Raw genomic sequence first — 15,933 nt, 5'->3', positions numbered from 1 at the left:
CCATTTAAGATTTAAAAATTTAAGATTTAAGATTTAGAATATATACAAATGTCAAATACAAAAGCGTGGCTTGAGGCCGCACGTTTACGCACACTGCCATTATCGGTATCCGGAATATTGGTGGGTAGTTTTTATGCGTTTTCTCAAGGATTTTCTAACTGGGCTATTTTAGCCTTTGCACTCGTAACTACGTTGGGTTTGCAGGTGCTTTCTAACTTTGCCAATGATTATGGCGATGGTGTAAAAGGTACCGATAACGAGCATCGTATAGGTCCGCAACGGGCCATACAAAGTGGCGCTATAACAGTTCAAGCCATGAAAAAAGGCATCATAATGACTTCGGTTTTAACCATGATAGCTGCCGTAGTGCTTATTTACCTGTCTTTTGGCAGGGAGAATTTTGGTTACTCGGTATTCTTTTTCTTTTTAGGATTGGCTGCCGTTGCCGCAGCCATTAAATACACAGTGGGCAGTTCTGCTTACGGTTACAGGGGGTTGGGCGACTTGTTCGTATTCATCTTCTTCGGCCTTGTTAGTGTTATTGGCTGTTACTTTTTATTTGCCAAACATATTGACAGCCTTATCATTATGCCGGCAATATCTATAGGGTTGCTTAGTGTAGCGGTACTTAACCTTAATAATATGCGCGACCAGGTTAGCGATGCAATGAGCGGTAAAAACACCCTTGTGGTTAAAATAGGCGCTGAAAAGGCTAAGATTTACCACTATTTTGTAATTGTTTCGGCATTGGCTTTAATACTTGCGTTTGCGGTTTTAAGCGGCTTTGGCCCTGGGCAGTATATCTTTTTATTGGCTTATGTGCCGTTTATCATGCATCTTAGAGCAGTAGCTAAAAACACCGTACCCCGTGAACTTGATCCTGAGCTTAAAAAAGTGGCTTTGGGTACGTTTTTCCTTTCGCTGATGCTTTGCATTGCAATGCAGTAGCCAATTGGATAAGCAATAGGCAATTTGCAACAATCAAATAACTATACAACACATTAAATTAAATAGTATGAAGATTACTTTTTACGGCCATGCAAGCCTTGGTATAGAGGTTAACGGCAAAAACATTATTGTAGACCCTTACATTACGGCTAACGAGTTGGCTAAGCATATAGATATCAATACGCTTAAGGCAGATTATATTTTAGTTACGCATGCGCATGGCGACCATATTTTAGATGTTGAAGCCATTGCCAAAAACACCGGTGCAACTATTGTATCTAATGCAGAAATTGCAGGCTATTATGCCAGCAAAGGCTTTACTGCCCACGGTATGAATCATGGTGGCAGCTGGAAATTTGACTTCGGAAAAGTGAAATATGTAAATGCTATCCACTCAAGCTCGTTCCCGGACGGTAGCTATGGTGGTAACCAGGGTGGTTTTGTTATTGAGGCGGACAAAAATATTTATATTGCCGGAGATACTGCACTTACTTATGATATGAAACTGATACCGCTTCGCACCAAATTAGACCTCGCTATTTTACCAATTGGCGACAATTATACCATGGACGCTGAAGATGCTATTATAGCCTCTGACTTTGTGGAATGTAACAATATACTTGGTTATCATTACGATACCTTTGGCTACATCAAAATAGACCACGAGGCTACTAAAAAACTTTTTGCTGATAAAGGCAAAAATTTTACGCTTTTAGAAATTGGTTCTTCGCTTAATCTGTAGATTTTTTTTACACGAATTTCACAAATTAGCAAGAATTAATTTGTGTGAATTTGTGAAATTCGTGTCTATTATTCATAATTATAATGAAAGCCTCATACCAAAAATACATCCTCGATTTTAAGCGCCCCAGCGGTACTTCGCGTGGCGTAATGACAGAGAAAGAAACCTGGTTTGTTATCCTTGAAAAAGAAGGTATGCGGGGTATAGGCGAGTGTGGTATTTTACGATTGCTTAGTGTGGATGACCGCCCGAACTATGAGGAAAAATTGAAATGGGCATGTGAAAATATCCATTTAGGGGAGCAAAAATTATGGGAGGAGCTAATTGAATTTCCGTCAATTCAGTTTGGAATTGAAATGGCTTTTAGGTCGTTAGAAGGGAATACTCCTTATGATTTATTTCCGTCTGATTTTACAAAAGGGAAGGCTAATATTCCTATCAACGGACTCGTTTGGATGGGTGATGAAGCCTATATGAAAGAGCAGATCGAAGACAAATTACAAATGGGTTTTAAATGTATAAAACTTAAAATAGGGGCAATAGATTTTGATACAGAATTGAGTTTATTGCGCTTTATTCGAGCCAATTTTAGTCCCGAACAAATTGAAATTCGTGTAGATGCTAATGGTGCTTTTAATTTAAACGATGCTTTAAGTAAATTAAAGCAGTTATCTGAATTTGAGTTACATAGCATCGAGCAGCCTATTGCCAAAAACCAGACTGACAGCATGGCAGCCTTGTGTAAAAATACACCTTTGCCTATTGCTTTGGATGAAGAGCTTATCGGGGTTTTTAATCATTCTGAAAAGGATGCCTTGCTTCAAAAAACACAGCCTCAATACATCATATTAAAACCAAGTTTGGTGGGAGGTTTCAGAGGTTGCGCCGAATGGATAGCGCTTGCTGAAAAATACAATATTGGCTGGTGGGTAACATCGGCATTAGAAAGTAATATTGGTTTAAACGCTATTGCTCAATGGACGTTTTTACAAAATAATCCTATGCCGCAGGGTTTGGGTACAGGTGCTTTATATACCAATAATTTTGAGAGCTCTCTTGAAGTTAAAAATGGCGAGTTGTGCTATAATCCTAATCTAAAATGGGAAGTAAACTTATAATGAAGCCCTCGTTATATTTACTCGCGTTTGCATTCATTCTTCTTTCGTGCCTGAAAGAAAAAACCATTACTAAAGAAACCGTAGTTGGTGTTATTCCATACGAGGGTATCAGTGCTAAAAAGGTTCAAGATCTAAAAAATGCAATTGAAGAGTATTATGGTGTTTCGGTGCAAATACTTCCTCGGCAGGACTTACCTCAGTCGGCATTTATAACTATTAAATCACCCCGCTACAGGGCAGATAGTCTTATTAAAATACAACAGCGCGCAATACCTAAGGGGGTTGATTATATTTTAGGCCTTACCGATAAGGATATTTCTGTTACCAAACGTAATTCGGACGGATCTGTTAAAATGCCTTTATGGCGCTATAACGACTTTGGTATTATGGGTTTAGCGTATTGTCCCGGTAATAGCTGTGTGGTGTCAGGATTCAGGCTTAAGCACAAGAGTAAGGATATCTATTTCGGGCGGTTTAAAAAAGTGGTAATACATGAATTGGGTCATAATTTTGGGCTACCGCATTGCTCGGATAAGAAATGTGTAATGACTGATGCTGTTGAATCAATTAAAACCGTAGATAATGCCAACCCGGCGTTATGTGCATCCTGCAAAAAGAAAATCCAATAGCTCTTTAGATAGTTACAGCCTGATCATTAAAATCAAGAAGAGCCAAATCTCTATATAAAAATCATAATAATCGGGTTAAAATTGTATACTGAATAAAAAAAGTGAATTATTTTTTTATTATTCGTTTTTATATAATTGCTAAATTAGTATATTTATGCAAAAATAATATATATGGAGATTTTAGCCTGCCCTAAATGCCAGCAAAACCACATTGTTAAGAGCGGCGTAATTAACGATAAACAAAGGTATTTATGCAAAGACTGCAACTATTATTTTACCGTGAATAAAATAGGTAAAAAGATAGATAATTACTATGTTACCAAGGCATTGCAATTATATCTTGAGGGGCTTAGCTATAGGGAGATTGAACGTATATTAGGCGTATCGCACGTTACGGTAAGCAACTGGGTTAAGGAGTTTAAAGTTAAAAAGCCGGCACATGGCGATTATCATCCTACATATAAGATTTTTAACCATTTAGAACTTATAGAATACCTTAAAAACAAGCAGCAGTTAAGCGGTGCAGGCATGATTATTACCGAGCTTGGCGATAAGTTTATGCTCATAAAATGGGAGCGTTTTAAAGATTAACTATACCGGTTTACATTTATATATATTATTATTTCTTCCATTCGTTTGAATTTTGGAATTTGGCTGTATCGAAAACGATGTTATCAAACCCAAATTAACAACTATGAAACGAATATTAATCATTGCAGGCATTTTACTGTTTTCGGCGGCAGGATTTGCCCAGGGCTCCCCGGAATATGGGTCGGGGCTAAAGTTTAACCTTGATTCTACTGGCAACAAGTACATGAGGGCCATTATCTGGGATCAGATATGGTTCCGCTCTACCGAAATGAACCCCGGCACTATGATAAATGGCGAAGAGGCATCCAGCAGTACCGACATTGGCAACAGGCGCCTAAGGATATTGCTATATGCGCAAATATCTAAGCGTTACCTTATTGTAACTCATTTTGGTATCAACAACCAAACCTTTACTAACGGTGGCGCGGCGGGTACTACAGGAACGGGCGGCTACGGCCAGGGTAAAAAACCGGGCATGTTTTTTCATGATGCCTATAACGAATATGCAGTAGTGCTGCCTCAGGCCGATAAGAAATTCAGTTTGTCAATAGGTGGGGGGCTTCATTATTACACAGGGCTATCAAGGTCTACAATGGCATCTACACTTAACTTTTTAACGGCTGATGCACCTATATTTAACTGGCCGCTAATTGAGAATTCCGATCAGTTTGCACGCCAGATGGGGCTTTTTGCAAAAGGTAAATATGGCCATTTTGAGTACCGTTTAAGTTATAATAAACCCTTTGCTACTAACCTTGTTCCTGTAGATGTGCCTGCGGGTGCTAAAGAGGTGGCTGTAGATAACAATGGCAATACCAAATGGAGCAAAGGTGGTTATTTTGAATACCAGTTCTTTGATATTGAGTCGAATCTGCTTCCCTACAAAGTGGGCAGCTACCTGGGTACTAAAAAAGTATTTAACCTTGGTGCAGGCTTTTATACCGCGCCTGATGCCACACAATCATCGGTTGATGCGCAGATACGAAAACATGACATTAAGTTATTTGCGGTGGACGCCTTTTTAGATATGCCTGTTGGCACTAAAAAGGGTGCGATTACTGCCTATAGCGTGTTTTATGATTACGATTTTGGGCCCAACTACCTGCGCAACCTGGGTATTATGAACGTTGGTGTTGCCAATCCTGATTTTACAGGCCAGGCAGCCCTTGCAGGAGCCGGTAATTTACAGCCAACAATGGGTACCGGTACTATATGGTACACACAGGCAGGGTATTTAATCCCGGATTCATCGGCAAAACCAATAGTACGGTTCCAGCCATTTGGGGCATTTACCCACAAAAACTTTGATGCGCTGGATAAAGCCAGCTCTCAATTTGATGTAGGCGCCAACTTTTTTATTGACGGGCACCATGCAAAAATCACTACACAATACTCTACAAGGCCGGTGTACACAACACCAGGCACATCAAGCCTTAAAGGAGAATTTTTAGTACAACTGCAAGTATATCTATAAACCTTAACTATCTATAAAACAATGAGCGAAACAACAACATCAACAAAAGGGATATGGAAGGTAATTACAGCCTCCTCCCTTGGTACATTAATAGAGTGGTACGACTTCTATATTTTTGGGAGCCTTGCCGTGGTAATTTCCACAAAATTTTTCCCATCAGATAATCCAACGGCGGCATTCCTATCAACCCTTGCAACGTTTGCCGCAGGTTTCGTGGTACGTCCGTTCGGCGCGCTGTTTTTTGGCCGCCTGGGCGATATTATAGGCCGTAAGTATACCTTTATGGTAACGTTGCTATTAATGGGTGGGGCCACCTTTTTAATAGGCTGTATTCCCAGTTATGAAAGTATTGGCTTTTGGGCACCATTGGCTGTACTGATCTTAAGGTTATTACAGGGTTTGGCGCTTGGTGGAGAGTATGGCGGTGCAGCAACGTATGTGGCAGAGCATTCGCCTAACAACCAGCGTGGTTACTGGACTTCGTGGATACAAACCATGGCAACCTTTGGGCTATTCATATCGCTGATGGTTATCCTTGGCACAAGAGCCTTTTTATCTCCCGAAGAATTTGATGCATGGGGATGGAGGGTACCGTTCTGGATATCGATCATCATGGTAGTGGTATCGTATGTTATCCGTAGAAAAATGCACGAATCTCCGGTGTTTGCAAAAGCTAAAGCCGAAGGTAAAACAACCACCAATCCGTTAAAAGAAAGCTTTGGTAATAAATACAACCTTAAATTTGTATTGCTTGCCTTATTTGGTGCAGCAATGGGGCAGGGTGTGGTTTGGTACACGGGCCAGTTTTATGCCATGAGTTTCCTTAAAACTGTAATGTTTATAGATTCGAGCCAGGTAGATGCCTTGCTGGGTATAGCGCTTTTACTGGCTACTCCGTTCTTTATCTTTTTTGGATGGCTGAGCGACAAGGTAGGCCGTAAACCTATAATGATGCTGGGTATGCTACTTGCGATACTATTATACAGGCCTATTTATGATAAGATGTACAAAACTACTGATGTTGTAAATAAAACCGAAATAGCTGCCAACGCCAAGAACGAGGTGGTGCTTAAAGAGGTTAAGGAAGGTAAAATGGATTCGGTTTATACCGCTAACAAAGAATTTACCGACGGCACAAAATGGACACAGGTAAAAAGCGTACATTTAGAGAACGGCCAGCCGATAATAGTTGATGGTAAGGCTAAAGCCGATACTAAAACAACCATAACCATTAATAATGAAGACCGATGGGTACTTATATTCCTGGTATTTATACAGGTAATATTTGTAACTATGGTATATGGGCCTATTGCAGCGTTCCTTGTAGAAATGTTCCCAGTTAAGATACGCTACACATCCATGTCGCTACCATATCACATAGGTAATGGTATTTTTGGTGGACTGTTACCGGCAATATCCACCTACTTTGTTACGACGGCTAAAGACGATGGAAATCCGGAGTTTTACCTTCAGGGCTTGTGGTATCCTATAGTAATAGCATCGGTAAGCTTCCTGATAGGTATGGTTTATATTAAGAGGAAAAATAACGTAGAACACGACTAAAAAAATCAATATGAAAACATTAAAAAGAATATTAGGCGTGCTATGGTTAGCATTGGCACTCGCAGCAGCATATTTTTGTATCTTTATCTTTGGACTACCCAAGTTTGGTACAGGCAAGCAGGACGATTTGGTTTTTGGTATCATAATCCTGTTTATACTAACCCCGCTAATTGTTTTAGGGTTAGGCACCTTTGGTTACTACGCTGTTAAAGGCGAATATGATAATGTTTAGATAGTTTATAAATGAAGAAAGCCCGATCGTGAGATCGGGCTTTCTTGTTTTTGATGTCCCGTCCTACAATAAGTTGACACAAAATCGACTTATTATGAAAGACAAAGAAAACAAGAGGCTTAAACGCTCTCAACGGGATTATAATATGGCTTTTAAATTAGCCGTCATTTCCCGTGTTGAAAAAGGCGAAATGACTTATAAACAAGCCCAATCTACTTATGGCATTCAGGGAAGAAGCACAGTTTTGGTCTGGCTCAGAAAATTTGGTAACTTAGACTGGAGCAAACCTAATCTGTTATTTATGTCAAAATCTAAAGAAACTCCTGCGCAAACTATTAAAAGGCTTGAAAAGGAACTGTCAGATGAACAACTGAAGAACAAGATACTTAACACCATGATTGATATTTCAGATAGCCAATATGGTACTCAGATCAGAAAAAAGTTTTCTCCCAAACCATCTTCCGCCTCAGGCAAGAAAGAGGAATAAGCCTATCTAAAAGTTGCCGATTGTTTGGGATTAGCAGGCAAGCTTTATATCAACAGCAGATAAGAATTGATCACAGAGAAGCTGAATTATTGAAAGTAAAGAATTTGGTCATTAACATCCGGCTGAAAATGCCGCGTATCGGAACACGTAAACTGTATCACATCCTTTCACAACAATTTTGTAAACAAGGAATTAAAATAGGGCGCGACGCTTTTTTTGATTATTTACGAAGAGAAAAATTACTTGTAAGGCCAATGAAAAGCTATACCAGGACTACCTTCTCGAAACATTGGCTGCGTAAGTATGATAACCTATTAAAAGAATGTAAAATTGAGCGGCCTGAGCAAGTATATGTTAGTGACATTACTTATGTGAAATCACATGAAAAAACACATTATCTATCCTTAGTTACTGATGCCTATAGCAGAAAAATAGTAGGCTATAAACTTAGTGATGATATGAGTGCAGAGAATGTTGTACAAGCTCTAAAAATGGCGATTAAGGGCAGAAAATCAAAACTACCTCTTATACATCATTCTGATAGAGGATTGCAATATTGTTCTAAAATTTATCAGGATGTATTGAATCAGAACGGTATTAAACCATCAATGACCGATGGATATGATTGTTATCAAAATGCTTTAGCAGAGCGGATAAATGGAATTTTAAAAAGTGAATTCCTGATTTATAAATGTAAAGATGGAACAACATTAGAGAAACTGGTCAATGTGTCAATAAATACTTATAATACTAAAAGACCACACTTAAGTTTAATGATGGAAACTCCTAACTTTATACATGAAAAAACCAGTCAGGAGAACCTGACTGGTTAATATAATTTTTATTGTAAAACTTGTCAACCTATTTTAGGACGACTCATGATATTAATTTAGTGAATTACCACAATTTTTACGATTTGCGATGCATTATTAGCAGATGTAACTTTGCACATATAAATACCATTGGATAAGCCTGATACATTTACAGTACCACCATTAATTGCCGCTTTCAGCACCGATTTACCTGCTACATCAAACACTTCGGCAAATTGTGGCTGGCTGCCGTTTGCAGATGTTATGTGCAGTGTAGTATTCGCAGGGTTAGGGTAGGCTGTAAATACATTAGTCTGTGTATTGTTAAGCCCTGCTGTTTGTTCGCAATTCTCTGCTGTACCGGGAATATTCTGGTCTAACCAGTAAAGGCGTAGTGATATCCAGTTCTTAAACTGAGCTATCTGGCCGGCAAACGTTGCAGGATCCTGCTCAACCTCCGGCGTACCGGTATTGATACCCAGGTTACCCCATTTATCAAAGTGGCGTTCCTGTGCTTCATCAAGCTGTGCTGCAACTCCGTCAATATACTCATTAAGAGCATCCTGGCTCATAAAAGTACTCCTAAATGTTTCCCAACGGCAACGCAGCCTGTTAGCAAATATCGGGTCCTGTAACAACCTTAAATACCAGCCTGTAGAGGCTACATCAGGATTACAATCGTTGATTAGATGCGCCCATCCGGAGCCATCGGTAGCCTCAAAAATTGAACAGCTCCAGATATCTTTCCAAGCCCAGTCAAAATCCCAAACAGGGCCTGCCTTAAGTTTGGATATCTCGGTTTCACTTTCATCTTTATCCTTGTTGAAAAAGCAGCTTTTTCTAAAGCCATCAATATTCCTTGATAGCTCATTTACAATAAAATAGTCGATAAACGAGTCAGTGTCAAGGTACTTATTATAACCTGTTTCAGAGTTAGTAAAATCATCGCCATATAAAGCTGATTCTAACTGGTTTACAAATCCCTGAATATATTGTTTTTGATCATAACTAATATCTTCAGGCTTAGGATATTCGTACACCAAACGCACGTCAAGGTCTGGGTGGTCTAACGGATGGTATTCCAGTTCCCAACTGTCTTCCCAGGTCCAGTAATCACACTTTAAAATATAGCCACCGGTAACGTCAAGCCCTTCATTTTCATCTTCTTCCAGCTTGGCAATATCTACACGGTCGTTATCACGCTTAATTTTTTCCATAAGCAGGTACACCCCCTGATAGCTACCGTTAAGCACCACCTCGCAATACTGGCTGCGGGCGGCATAGTTGCCCATTTGGGTAAACAGGTTGTATGCCAGCTTGTTTCGCATAAAAACCTTGTCGTTATAATTGGCTATCAGGCACCAGTCGTGCTCTTCGGGCATACCTAATAGCGATACGTTAAGATCTTCACCCTCAGCATCACGGGTTTCAAAATTATACGGTTTTTGAGGCAGCCCCTGCGAGTAGTTTCCACGCAGTTCTATGCCCACATTGCCATCATACTCATTAGGAGTATCTGTAAGGTAATTTATCTGGCCTTCGCCATTGCTAATAATGCTCATAACAGCATCTATCTTAGGCTCATCCGGTATGGTAACACCGCTGGTATTAATAATAACAATGGGCAGGTTAGACGACGTAAACACAAACGGAACCGTAGCGTTAGCACCAAATTCGAGGCTCCAGCTGTTTACCGTTCCCGTATCGGCAAAGGCATAGGTGTCAAGTATTCGCAGCGTCCAAATACCGTTACCGTCTTGTCCGTTATTTTGGTTACCCAGTGTTTCCTGCGGTTTGTAAACGCCGGTAAATGGCGCTGAGCCCGCATTAATTGTAGTGGCCCCGCTCTGGCTCAGGCAGGTATTAGTGAAATTATCATCGCCACCGCCGAGGGCAGAAAACAGGTTGATGTCTACACCCGTAGGCGAAATAAGGTGCACATTCAGGTCGGAATCATAAGTATGCGCAATATCGAGGCATACGGTAATTAGCCCATTATTTGCATTTAACTGAGCCGGTAATCCTGATACGGTTGCAGTATAGGTATTAATAGTACCATCATCGCTAATAGCGCCGGTGCTACCGTTAAAGGTTTGCGACCATAGCGCGGCGGTAGAGAGCAAACAAAATAAAAGGGTAATTTTTTTCATGTATAGCTGTTGTTTTTTGGTGTAATCTAAATGTTAAGTTTGTGTTAACAATTTTTCAAATATAAATAAAAAACCGTTGCATTATTTTTAAAATGCAACGGTTAGTTTATAAAATTTCACAGCTAATTATCCGTTTACAAGCGGAATCACTTTGCTACCTATTAGTTCTATAGCATCCATTAATTGCTTGTGCGACAGACCTGCGTTATCCATCTGGAAGGTAAGGCGCGAAATACCTCCCAAAGCCTCGCTGTGGCGGAGTATTTTCTCAGCGACTTCTTCGGGGTTGCCCACGATCAGCGCTCCGCGTAGGCCAGCTTGTGCATCAAAGTGCTGGTGGGTAACAGGTGGCCAGCCGCGTTCCCTGCCAATCTTAGTAAAGGTTTCGGCATAGCCGGGAAAGAAATCGTTAACGGCATCTTTGGTGTTATTTCCCACATAGCCAATGGAGTGTAGCCCTACAGCAAGTTTTTCGGGAGCATGCCCAGCCTCTTTACCGGCCTCACGGTACAGGTCTACCAATGGCCTGAAACGATGCGTTTCACCACCAATAACTGCAACCATTAGCGGAAGCCCCAGCACACCGGCACGCACAAACGATTCAGGAGTGCCGCCAACACCTATCCATATAGGCAGTTGCTCGCGGTATGGTCTTGGGTAAATGGCCTGGTTGTTAAGCGCGGGCCTGAACTTGCCCTGCCAGTTAACTACTTCATTTTCATTGATGTTTAATAGCAGTTCGAGCTTTTCGGTAAACAAATCGTTGTAATCCTGAAGGTTGAACCCAAATAGTGGGAACGACTCGGTAAACGAGCCCCTGCCAACAACCATTTCGGCGCGGCCACGGCTAATCAGGTCGAGTGTTGCGGCATTTTGGAAAACACGAACCGGGTCGGCTGCACTCAATACCGTTACAGCGCTGGTAAGCTTTATATTTTTAGTGCGTGCCGCAGCGGCAGCCAATATTACGGCGGGAGCCGAGTCTAAAAAATCTTTACGGTGGTGTTCGCCAATGCCAAAAACATGAAGCCCGCAGCGGTCGGCGTGTTCTATACGTTCTAAAAGCTGGGCAAGTGCATCGGCACTATTTACGGTACCGCTGGCCTCGTTGTGGGCTGCGGCAAAACTGTCTATTCCTATTTCCATGTGGTGTATTGTTGTGTGTTACGAAGTTACGAAAATGAAGGGGAATTTTAATGGCGGCTATACTTTGGAGTAGTGCTATGGCATGCTAAAATATAAGAGAAGTATACCAATGCTTCGCGGTATAAAAAGATAGTTATATTTTTCTAATACATTTTTATGTAGTAATTTTAGTATAGCCAATTGTTGCTGATAGGAGATTGGCCTAAACTTAAAATAAACCAACATGAGTGCGTATAAAAAAGAATTTAGTATAGGTGGCGATCTTACCGTTAACAGGCTGGGGTATGGCGCTATGCGTATTACTGGAGACGGTATTTGGGGTCCACCAAAAGATAAGGTAGAAGCGCTAAAGGTATTGTCGCGTGCGGTAGAGATGGGTGTTAACTTTATTGATACCGCTGACAGCTACGGCCCTAATGTATCTGAAGAGTTGATTGCCGAGGCACTGCACCCATACAGGGACAGCCTTGTTGTTGCCACTAAAGGTGGATTGCTGCGCACAGGCCCTAACCAATGGCCGGTTGATGCCAGCCCCGAACACTTAAAAGAAGCGCTGGAAGGAAGCCTTAAACGTCTTAAAACTGATGTAATAGACCTATACCAATTGCACCGCATAGACCCAAAGGTTGAAGCTTCTAAAACTTTTGAATTTTTACAGAAAGCACAGCAGGACGGTAAGGTGAAACACATTGGCCTCTCTGAAGTTAGCGTAGAAGATATTAAAAAGGCGCAGGAGTATTTTGAGGTGGTATCGGTACAAAATATGTATAGTGTAGACAACCGCAAATGGGAGAGTGTGCTTAAATATACTGCCGATAACAACATAGCTTTTATACCGTGGTATCCGCTTAACGCCGGAAATGTTACGGCTGTAAATGCATTACAGTCAGTTGCCGATAAGCACGGCGCAACGGCGCACCAGGTTGCACTGGCATGGCTGCTGTACCATTCGGATAATATATTGTTGATACCCGGCACCTCTAAATTAGCGCACCTTGAAGAAAATATGAAAACCGCCCAAGTACAGCTTACCGATGAAGATATACAGGCCTTGAGTAATTTGTAATAGTAAATTATTTAGTGAAAGGAATCTCTGTATTTAGAGATTCCTTTTTTGCTTATAGTTTAGGCTGTTGTATTGATAAATTATCTCAACTTTTTAATGGTGTATAACTCGTTATGGTCTTCCACCTTGGGATACATCCTTACAGAGTAAGCGTCATTAAAATGTGATTTATATAACGCGTTACGTTCGCTATCCTTTTTTGTCAAAGTCATCGTGTTAAATAAAATAAACCCGTTTACATTAAGCAGTTGGTTAACCCTGTTTATAAAGTAATCTTCAAATAAAAAGTTAGGCATAACGGTATCTTTAAAGATATCAATTATAATTAGGTCATACTTTTCCTTTGTTTTAAGTACAAATTCAAACGCATCGCAAATAACAATTTCAAGGTTAGGAATTGTATCAAGAGCAAAGTAAGTGTTGGCAATTTCAATTACTTTGGCATCAATCTCTACACCTGTAATTTTGCCTTTAAAGTTAATTTCTTCGGTTAAGGTCTTAATCACGCTGCCACCGGCAACACCTAAAACAAGTATATTCTCAAAACCCCTTATTCGCTCAAAGCCTATATAGTTTAAGCCCTTGCGTAGTATACGCTGCAGGCTGCCGTATGAGTAATTGGTGTTTTTAGAGTCGAGCACCAGTTGGCCGTTGTTCCAGGTTACTTCAAGGTTTTGGCTAATTTCCGAGTCTTTTTTTACAATATTTATCGGGATAAAGAAGCTTAGTAATCTCTTAAGCATTTTTAGTAGTTGAATTTAAAGCGGTAAATATATGCTAAAATTATAAGGCTAATTTTGATGCTGCCGCAAAATTTATTAACTTAATGCTATGATTAGAGTTCAGCAACATTTTGGTTTAAAATTGATGTAAAATTGAATAATTAAGAACAGATTAACTATTCGTTTAGATTTATTAACAAATTACCGTTGTAATTTTATATCAGCAAAATATTTAGCCGATAAAATAGTATACTTATACAATATACTTTTAGAAGGGTTAAAGATAATTTGTGTTTGTTTTATTGGTTAATGGCCCCGGCTGCTTTTTATAAAGCAATCGGGGTTTTTTAATTTTCAGGCATATAGTTTTTAAAACTTCCGTTTTTATAAAATACCACAATACGCTCAATCTCTTTATTATCAAATAATTGGGAGGGTTGGTTTGCTATAGTGGGCTGTGTTATTTTATCATTTTTAGTTTCAGAAAACAGATCAGGCATTTCATTAACTTTTTCAGATGTTGGAGCAGGGGCAGGCTGCGGAATACTATGCTGCGGGTTGTCAGATTTTGGAAATTCTCCCACATCTGCCAGCAGCCAGTACAGGTCTACTTCTGGAAAATTCTCTACAATTTTCATTACAAAATCAAGGCTGGGTTTATTGCGGCCCGACATTAAATGCGACAGCCCTGAGCGTTGCACGCCTACTTTATCGGCAAATAAAGAAGCCGATAAGCCATAATATTCCAATAGTATTTCCAATCGTTTAATAAAATCTTCTGTGTTTACCATTGTAATTTTGTTTTGAATTATTATGTTGTTACAAATGTAAACAATTGCATTGCTATATCCTAATCACAGTATAAAAAGACTAATATAACTAAATAGATTATATAAGTAATACGTACTAATCTTATGAAAAACAAAGTATTGATACAGTTTAAATATCTCTTATAAGAATATGTGCTAATTGTAATTTAAAGTTGTTTACAATTGTAATTAGTTAGCCGTGTTTGTGTGTTTACAATTGTAAAATATATGATGTTTACTTTTGTAATCTAATACAACACCATGAATTTAGAAGCTATATACTCCGCATCAAAAGAAAATTCCATATCTGGCAGATACCTTACTAATGATCATATCGAGCCGTTGCTTGATGACCTTAAACAATATTTTAAAATTTCGGTACGCGGTACATCCGTTTTTGGTAAACCTATATATGATGTAATTGCCGGCAACGGGCCGATTAAAATATTTATGTGGTCGCAAATGCACGGCAATGAGGCTACCACCACTAAAGCTATTTTTGATTTCCTGAATTTTCTAAGTAGTGATGATGCATTTGCCACTGCACTAAAAAACAGTTTTACTTTTTTAATACTCCCTATAGTTAATCCCGATGGAGCAGAACTTTACACTAGAGAAAACGGCAATAAAGTCGATTTAAACCGTGATTCATTAAATCTGTCACAACCGGAGAGCATTGTGCTGCGGAAGGCTTTTGAGGAGTTTGCGCCTGATTATGCTTATAACATGCACGACCAGCGTACAATTTTTGGTGTGGGAAACGATCCTAAACCCGCTACAGTGTCGTTTTTAGCGCCTTCTTATAATGATGCCCGGGATATTAACGATCCGCGTTTAAAAGCCATTAACGTTATTACAGCAATGAATAATACGTTGCAAGAGTTTATACCGGGCCAGGTGGGTAGGTTTGACGACTCATTTAATATTAATTGCATAGGCGATATGTTCATGTCCTTAAACGTACCCACTATACTTTTTGAGGCTGGGCACTACCAAAAGGACTACGAAAGAGAAATTACACGAAAATTTATATTTTTTGCATTATTATCAGGATTTCATGCGATTAACGAAAACGTTATAGTATTAGATAAAAAACATGAATATTTTAATATTCCTCAAAATAAGATAATATTTTATGACGTGATGTACAAAAAAGTCAAAATAAATTATGAAAATACAGAAAAAATCACGAATTTTGCCTCACAATATAAGGAAGTGTTATTTGAAAAATCTGTAAAATTTCAAGCTATTATTAGAGAAATAGGCAATTTAGATGATCATTACGGCCACGAAGAATTTGACTGCCGGGGAGAAGAATTTGTAGGACAGGATCACAAAAAAATGCCGAAAATAGATGAAAAAGCAGACTTTTTAATAGGAACCGACAGGAAATTTGTTAATGGACTGGAGGTTTAAACAATAACTTTCTTATAAATGTAAAATT

Annotated in this window: 15 protein-coding genes; 11 read left to right on the top strand and 4 right to left on the bottom strand. The window is 39.5% G+C overall.

The features are described from left to right. Positions 1-48 precede the first annotated feature (48 nt). From menA to FMM05_RS05840, 9 genes are all read left to right on the top strand, one after another. Positions 49-948 carry a 1,4-dihydroxy-2-naphthoate octaprenyltransferase gene (menA, locus tag FMM05_RS05880; RefSeq protein WP_143372413.1) on the top strand — a complete coding sequence of 300 codons (900 nt, stop codon included), beginning with the start codon at positions 49-51 and terminating at the stop codon, positions 946-948. Between the two features lie 67 nt (positions 949-1,015). Continuing rightward, the gene (locus tag FMM05_RS05875; RefSeq protein WP_143372412.1) at positions 1,016-1,690 is read left to right on the top strand and encodes a metal-dependent hydrolase; all 675 of its coding nucleotides are present in this window, start codon (positions 1,016-1,018) and stop codon (positions 1,688-1,690) included. Positions 1,691-1,773: 83 nt separating this feature from the next. Next, positions 1,774-2,808, top strand: a complete 1,035-nt coding sequence (locus tag FMM05_RS05870; protein WP_143372411.1) for an o-succinylbenzoate synthase — start codon at positions 1,774-1,776, stop codon at positions 2,806-2,808. Further along, the gene (locus tag FMM05_RS05865; protein WP_143372410.1) at positions 2,790-3,437 is read left to right on the top strand and encodes a zinc-dependent metalloprotease family protein; all 648 of its coding nucleotides are present in this window, start codon (positions 2,790-2,792) and stop codon (positions 3,435-3,437) included. The genes FMM05_RS05870 and FMM05_RS05865 overlap by 19 nt, the downstream gene beginning before the upstream one ends. A 171-nt stretch (positions 3,438-3,608) precedes the next feature. Beyond that, positions 3,609-4,028 carry an IS1/IS1595 family N-terminal zinc-binding domain-containing protein gene (locus FMM05_RS05860; RefSeq protein WP_143372409.1) on the top strand — a complete coding sequence of 140 codons (420 nt, stop codon included), beginning with the start codon at positions 3,609-3,611 and terminating at the stop codon, positions 4,026-4,028. A gap of 103 nt (positions 4,029-4,131) precedes the next feature. Next, on the top strand, positions 4,132-5,502 hold the full coding sequence (locus tag FMM05_RS05855) for a porin (RefSeq protein WP_143372408.1): 1,371 nt from the start codon (positions 4,132-4,134) through the stop codon (positions 5,500-5,502). Positions 5,503-5,523: 21 nt separating this feature from the next. Next, on the top strand, positions 5,524-7,065 hold the full coding sequence (locus FMM05_RS05850) for an MFS transporter (protein ID WP_143372407.1): 1,542 nt from the start codon (positions 5,524-5,526) through the stop codon (positions 7,063-7,065). Positions 7,066-7,075: 10 nt separating this feature from the next. Next, positions 7,076-7,297 carry a DUF6814 family protein gene (locus tag FMM05_RS05845; RefSeq protein ID WP_143372406.1) on the top strand — a complete coding sequence of 74 codons (222 nt, stop codon included), beginning with the start codon at positions 7,076-7,078 and terminating at the stop codon, positions 7,295-7,297. A gap of 94 nt (positions 7,298-7,391) precedes the next feature. Next, positions 7,392-8,617 (top strand): IS3 family transposase gene (locus FMM05_RS05840; RefSeq protein ID WP_394345145.1). Its coding sequence is split into 2 segments (ribosomal slippage): positions 7,392-7,728 and positions 7,728-8,617, totalling 1,227 coding nucleotides; the frame shifts between segments, so codons are not numbered across the junction. A 56-nt stretch (positions 8,618-8,673) separates the two neighbouring features. On the opposite strand, the gene FMM05_RS05835 is transcribed toward FMM05_RS05840, so the two are convergent. Next, positions 8,674-10,746, bottom strand: a complete 2,073-nt coding sequence (locus tag FMM05_RS05835; RefSeq protein ID WP_143372405.1) for a CotH kinase family protein — start codon at positions 10,744-10,746, stop codon at positions 8,674-8,676. Positions 10,747-10,872: 126 nt separating this feature from the next. After that, positions 10,873-11,892: an LLM class flavin-dependent oxidoreductase gene (locus tag FMM05_RS05830; RefSeq protein ID WP_143372404.1), complete on the bottom strand. Its 1,020-nt coding sequence runs from the start codon at positions 11,890-11,892 to the stop codon at positions 10,873-10,875. Between the two features lie 223 nt (positions 11,893-12,115). On the opposite strand from FMM05_RS05830, the gene FMM05_RS05825 reads away from it, so the two are divergent. Next, positions 12,116-12,958, top strand: a complete 843-nt coding sequence (locus tag FMM05_RS05825; protein WP_143372403.1) for an aldo/keto reductase — start codon at positions 12,116-12,118, stop codon at positions 12,956-12,958. 80 nt (positions 12,959-13,038) lie between these two features. On the opposite strand, the gene FMM05_RS05820 is transcribed toward FMM05_RS05825, so the two are convergent. Together FMM05_RS05820 and FMM05_RS05815 are read right to left on the bottom strand one after the other, a co-directional pair. After that, on the bottom strand, positions 13,039-13,701 hold the full coding sequence (locus FMM05_RS05820) for a spermidine synthase (RefSeq protein ID WP_143372402.1): 663 nt from the start codon (positions 13,699-13,701) through the stop codon (positions 13,039-13,041). 326 nt (positions 13,702-14,027) lie between these two features. Then, on the bottom strand, positions 14,028-14,471 hold the full coding sequence (locus tag FMM05_RS05815) for a helix-turn-helix domain-containing protein (RefSeq protein WP_143372401.1): 444 nt from the start codon (positions 14,469-14,471) through the stop codon (positions 14,028-14,030). Positions 14,472-14,750: 279 nt separating this feature from the next. Here FMM05_RS05815 and FMM05_RS05810 point away from each other — a divergent pair, with 279 nt between their 5' ends. After that, entirely contained in the window at positions 14,751-15,905 is a 1,155-nt protein-coding gene (locus FMM05_RS05810) for a M14 family metallopeptidase (RefSeq protein WP_143372400.1), read from the top strand. The last annotated feature ends 28 nt before the right edge of the window (positions 15,906-15,933 follow it).

Origin of the sequence: Flavobacterium zepuense (genome assembly GCF_007097145.1) — a bacterium.
In the GTDB taxonomy this organism is placed as follows: Bacteria; Bacteroidota; Bacteroidia; order Flavobacteriales; family Flavobacteriaceae; genus Flavobacterium; species Flavobacterium zepuense.
The sequence above is the reverse complement of the archived record's forward strand: the minus strand, read 5'-3'. Positions and strand labels throughout refer to the sequence as shown.

Excerpts from the sequence above, each read along its gene's own strand:
- menA (WP_143372413.1), top strand. The coding sequence starts at position 49 with ATGTCAAATACAAAAGCGTGGCTTGAGGCCGCACGTTTACGCACACTG.
- FMM05_RS05875 (WP_143372412.1), top strand. The coding sequence starts at position 1,016 with ATGAAGATTACTTTTTACGGCCATGCAAGCCTTGGTATAGAGGTTAAC.
- FMM05_RS05870 (WP_143372411.1), top strand. The coding sequence starts at position 1,774 with ATGAAAGCCTCATACCAAAAATACATCCTCGATTTTAAGCGCCCCAGC.
- FMM05_RS05865 (WP_143372410.1), top strand. The coding sequence starts at position 2,790 with ATGGGAAGTAAACTTATAATGAAGCCCTCGTTATATTTACTCGCGTTT.
- FMM05_RS05860 (WP_143372409.1), top strand. The coding sequence starts at position 3,609 with ATGGAGATTTTAGCCTGCCCTAAATGCCAGCAAAACCACATTGTTAAG.
- FMM05_RS05855 (WP_143372408.1), top strand. The coding sequence starts at position 4,132 with ATGAAACGAATATTAATCATTGCAGGCATTTTACTGTTTTCGGCGGCA.
- FMM05_RS05850 (WP_143372407.1), top strand. The coding sequence starts at position 5,524 with ATGAGCGAAACAACAACATCAACAAAAGGGATATGGAAGGTAATTACA.
- FMM05_RS05845 (WP_143372406.1), top strand. The coding sequence starts at position 7,076 with ATGAAAACATTAAAAAGAATATTAGGCGTGCTATGGTTAGCATTGGCA.
- FMM05_RS05835 (WP_143372405.1), bottom strand. The coding sequence starts at position 10,746 with ATGAAAAAAATTACCCTTTTATTTTGTTTGCTCTCTACCGCCGCGCTA.
- FMM05_RS05830 (WP_143372404.1), bottom strand. The coding sequence starts at position 11,892 with ATGGAAATAGGAATAGACAGTTTTGCCGCAGCCCACAACGAGGCCAGC.
- FMM05_RS05825 (WP_143372403.1), top strand. The coding sequence starts at position 12,116 with ATGAGTGCGTATAAAAAAGAATTTAGTATAGGTGGCGATCTTACCGTT.
- FMM05_RS05820 (WP_143372402.1), bottom strand. The coding sequence starts at position 13,701 with ATGCTTAAGAGATTACTAAGCTTCTTTATCCCGATAAATATTGTAAAA.
- FMM05_RS05815 (WP_143372401.1), bottom strand. The coding sequence starts at position 14,471 with ATGGTAAACACAGAAGATTTTATTAAACGATTGGAAATACTATTGGAA.
- FMM05_RS05810 (WP_143372400.1), top strand. The coding sequence starts at position 14,751 with ATGAATTTAGAAGCTATATACTCCGCATCAAAAGAAAATTCCATATCT.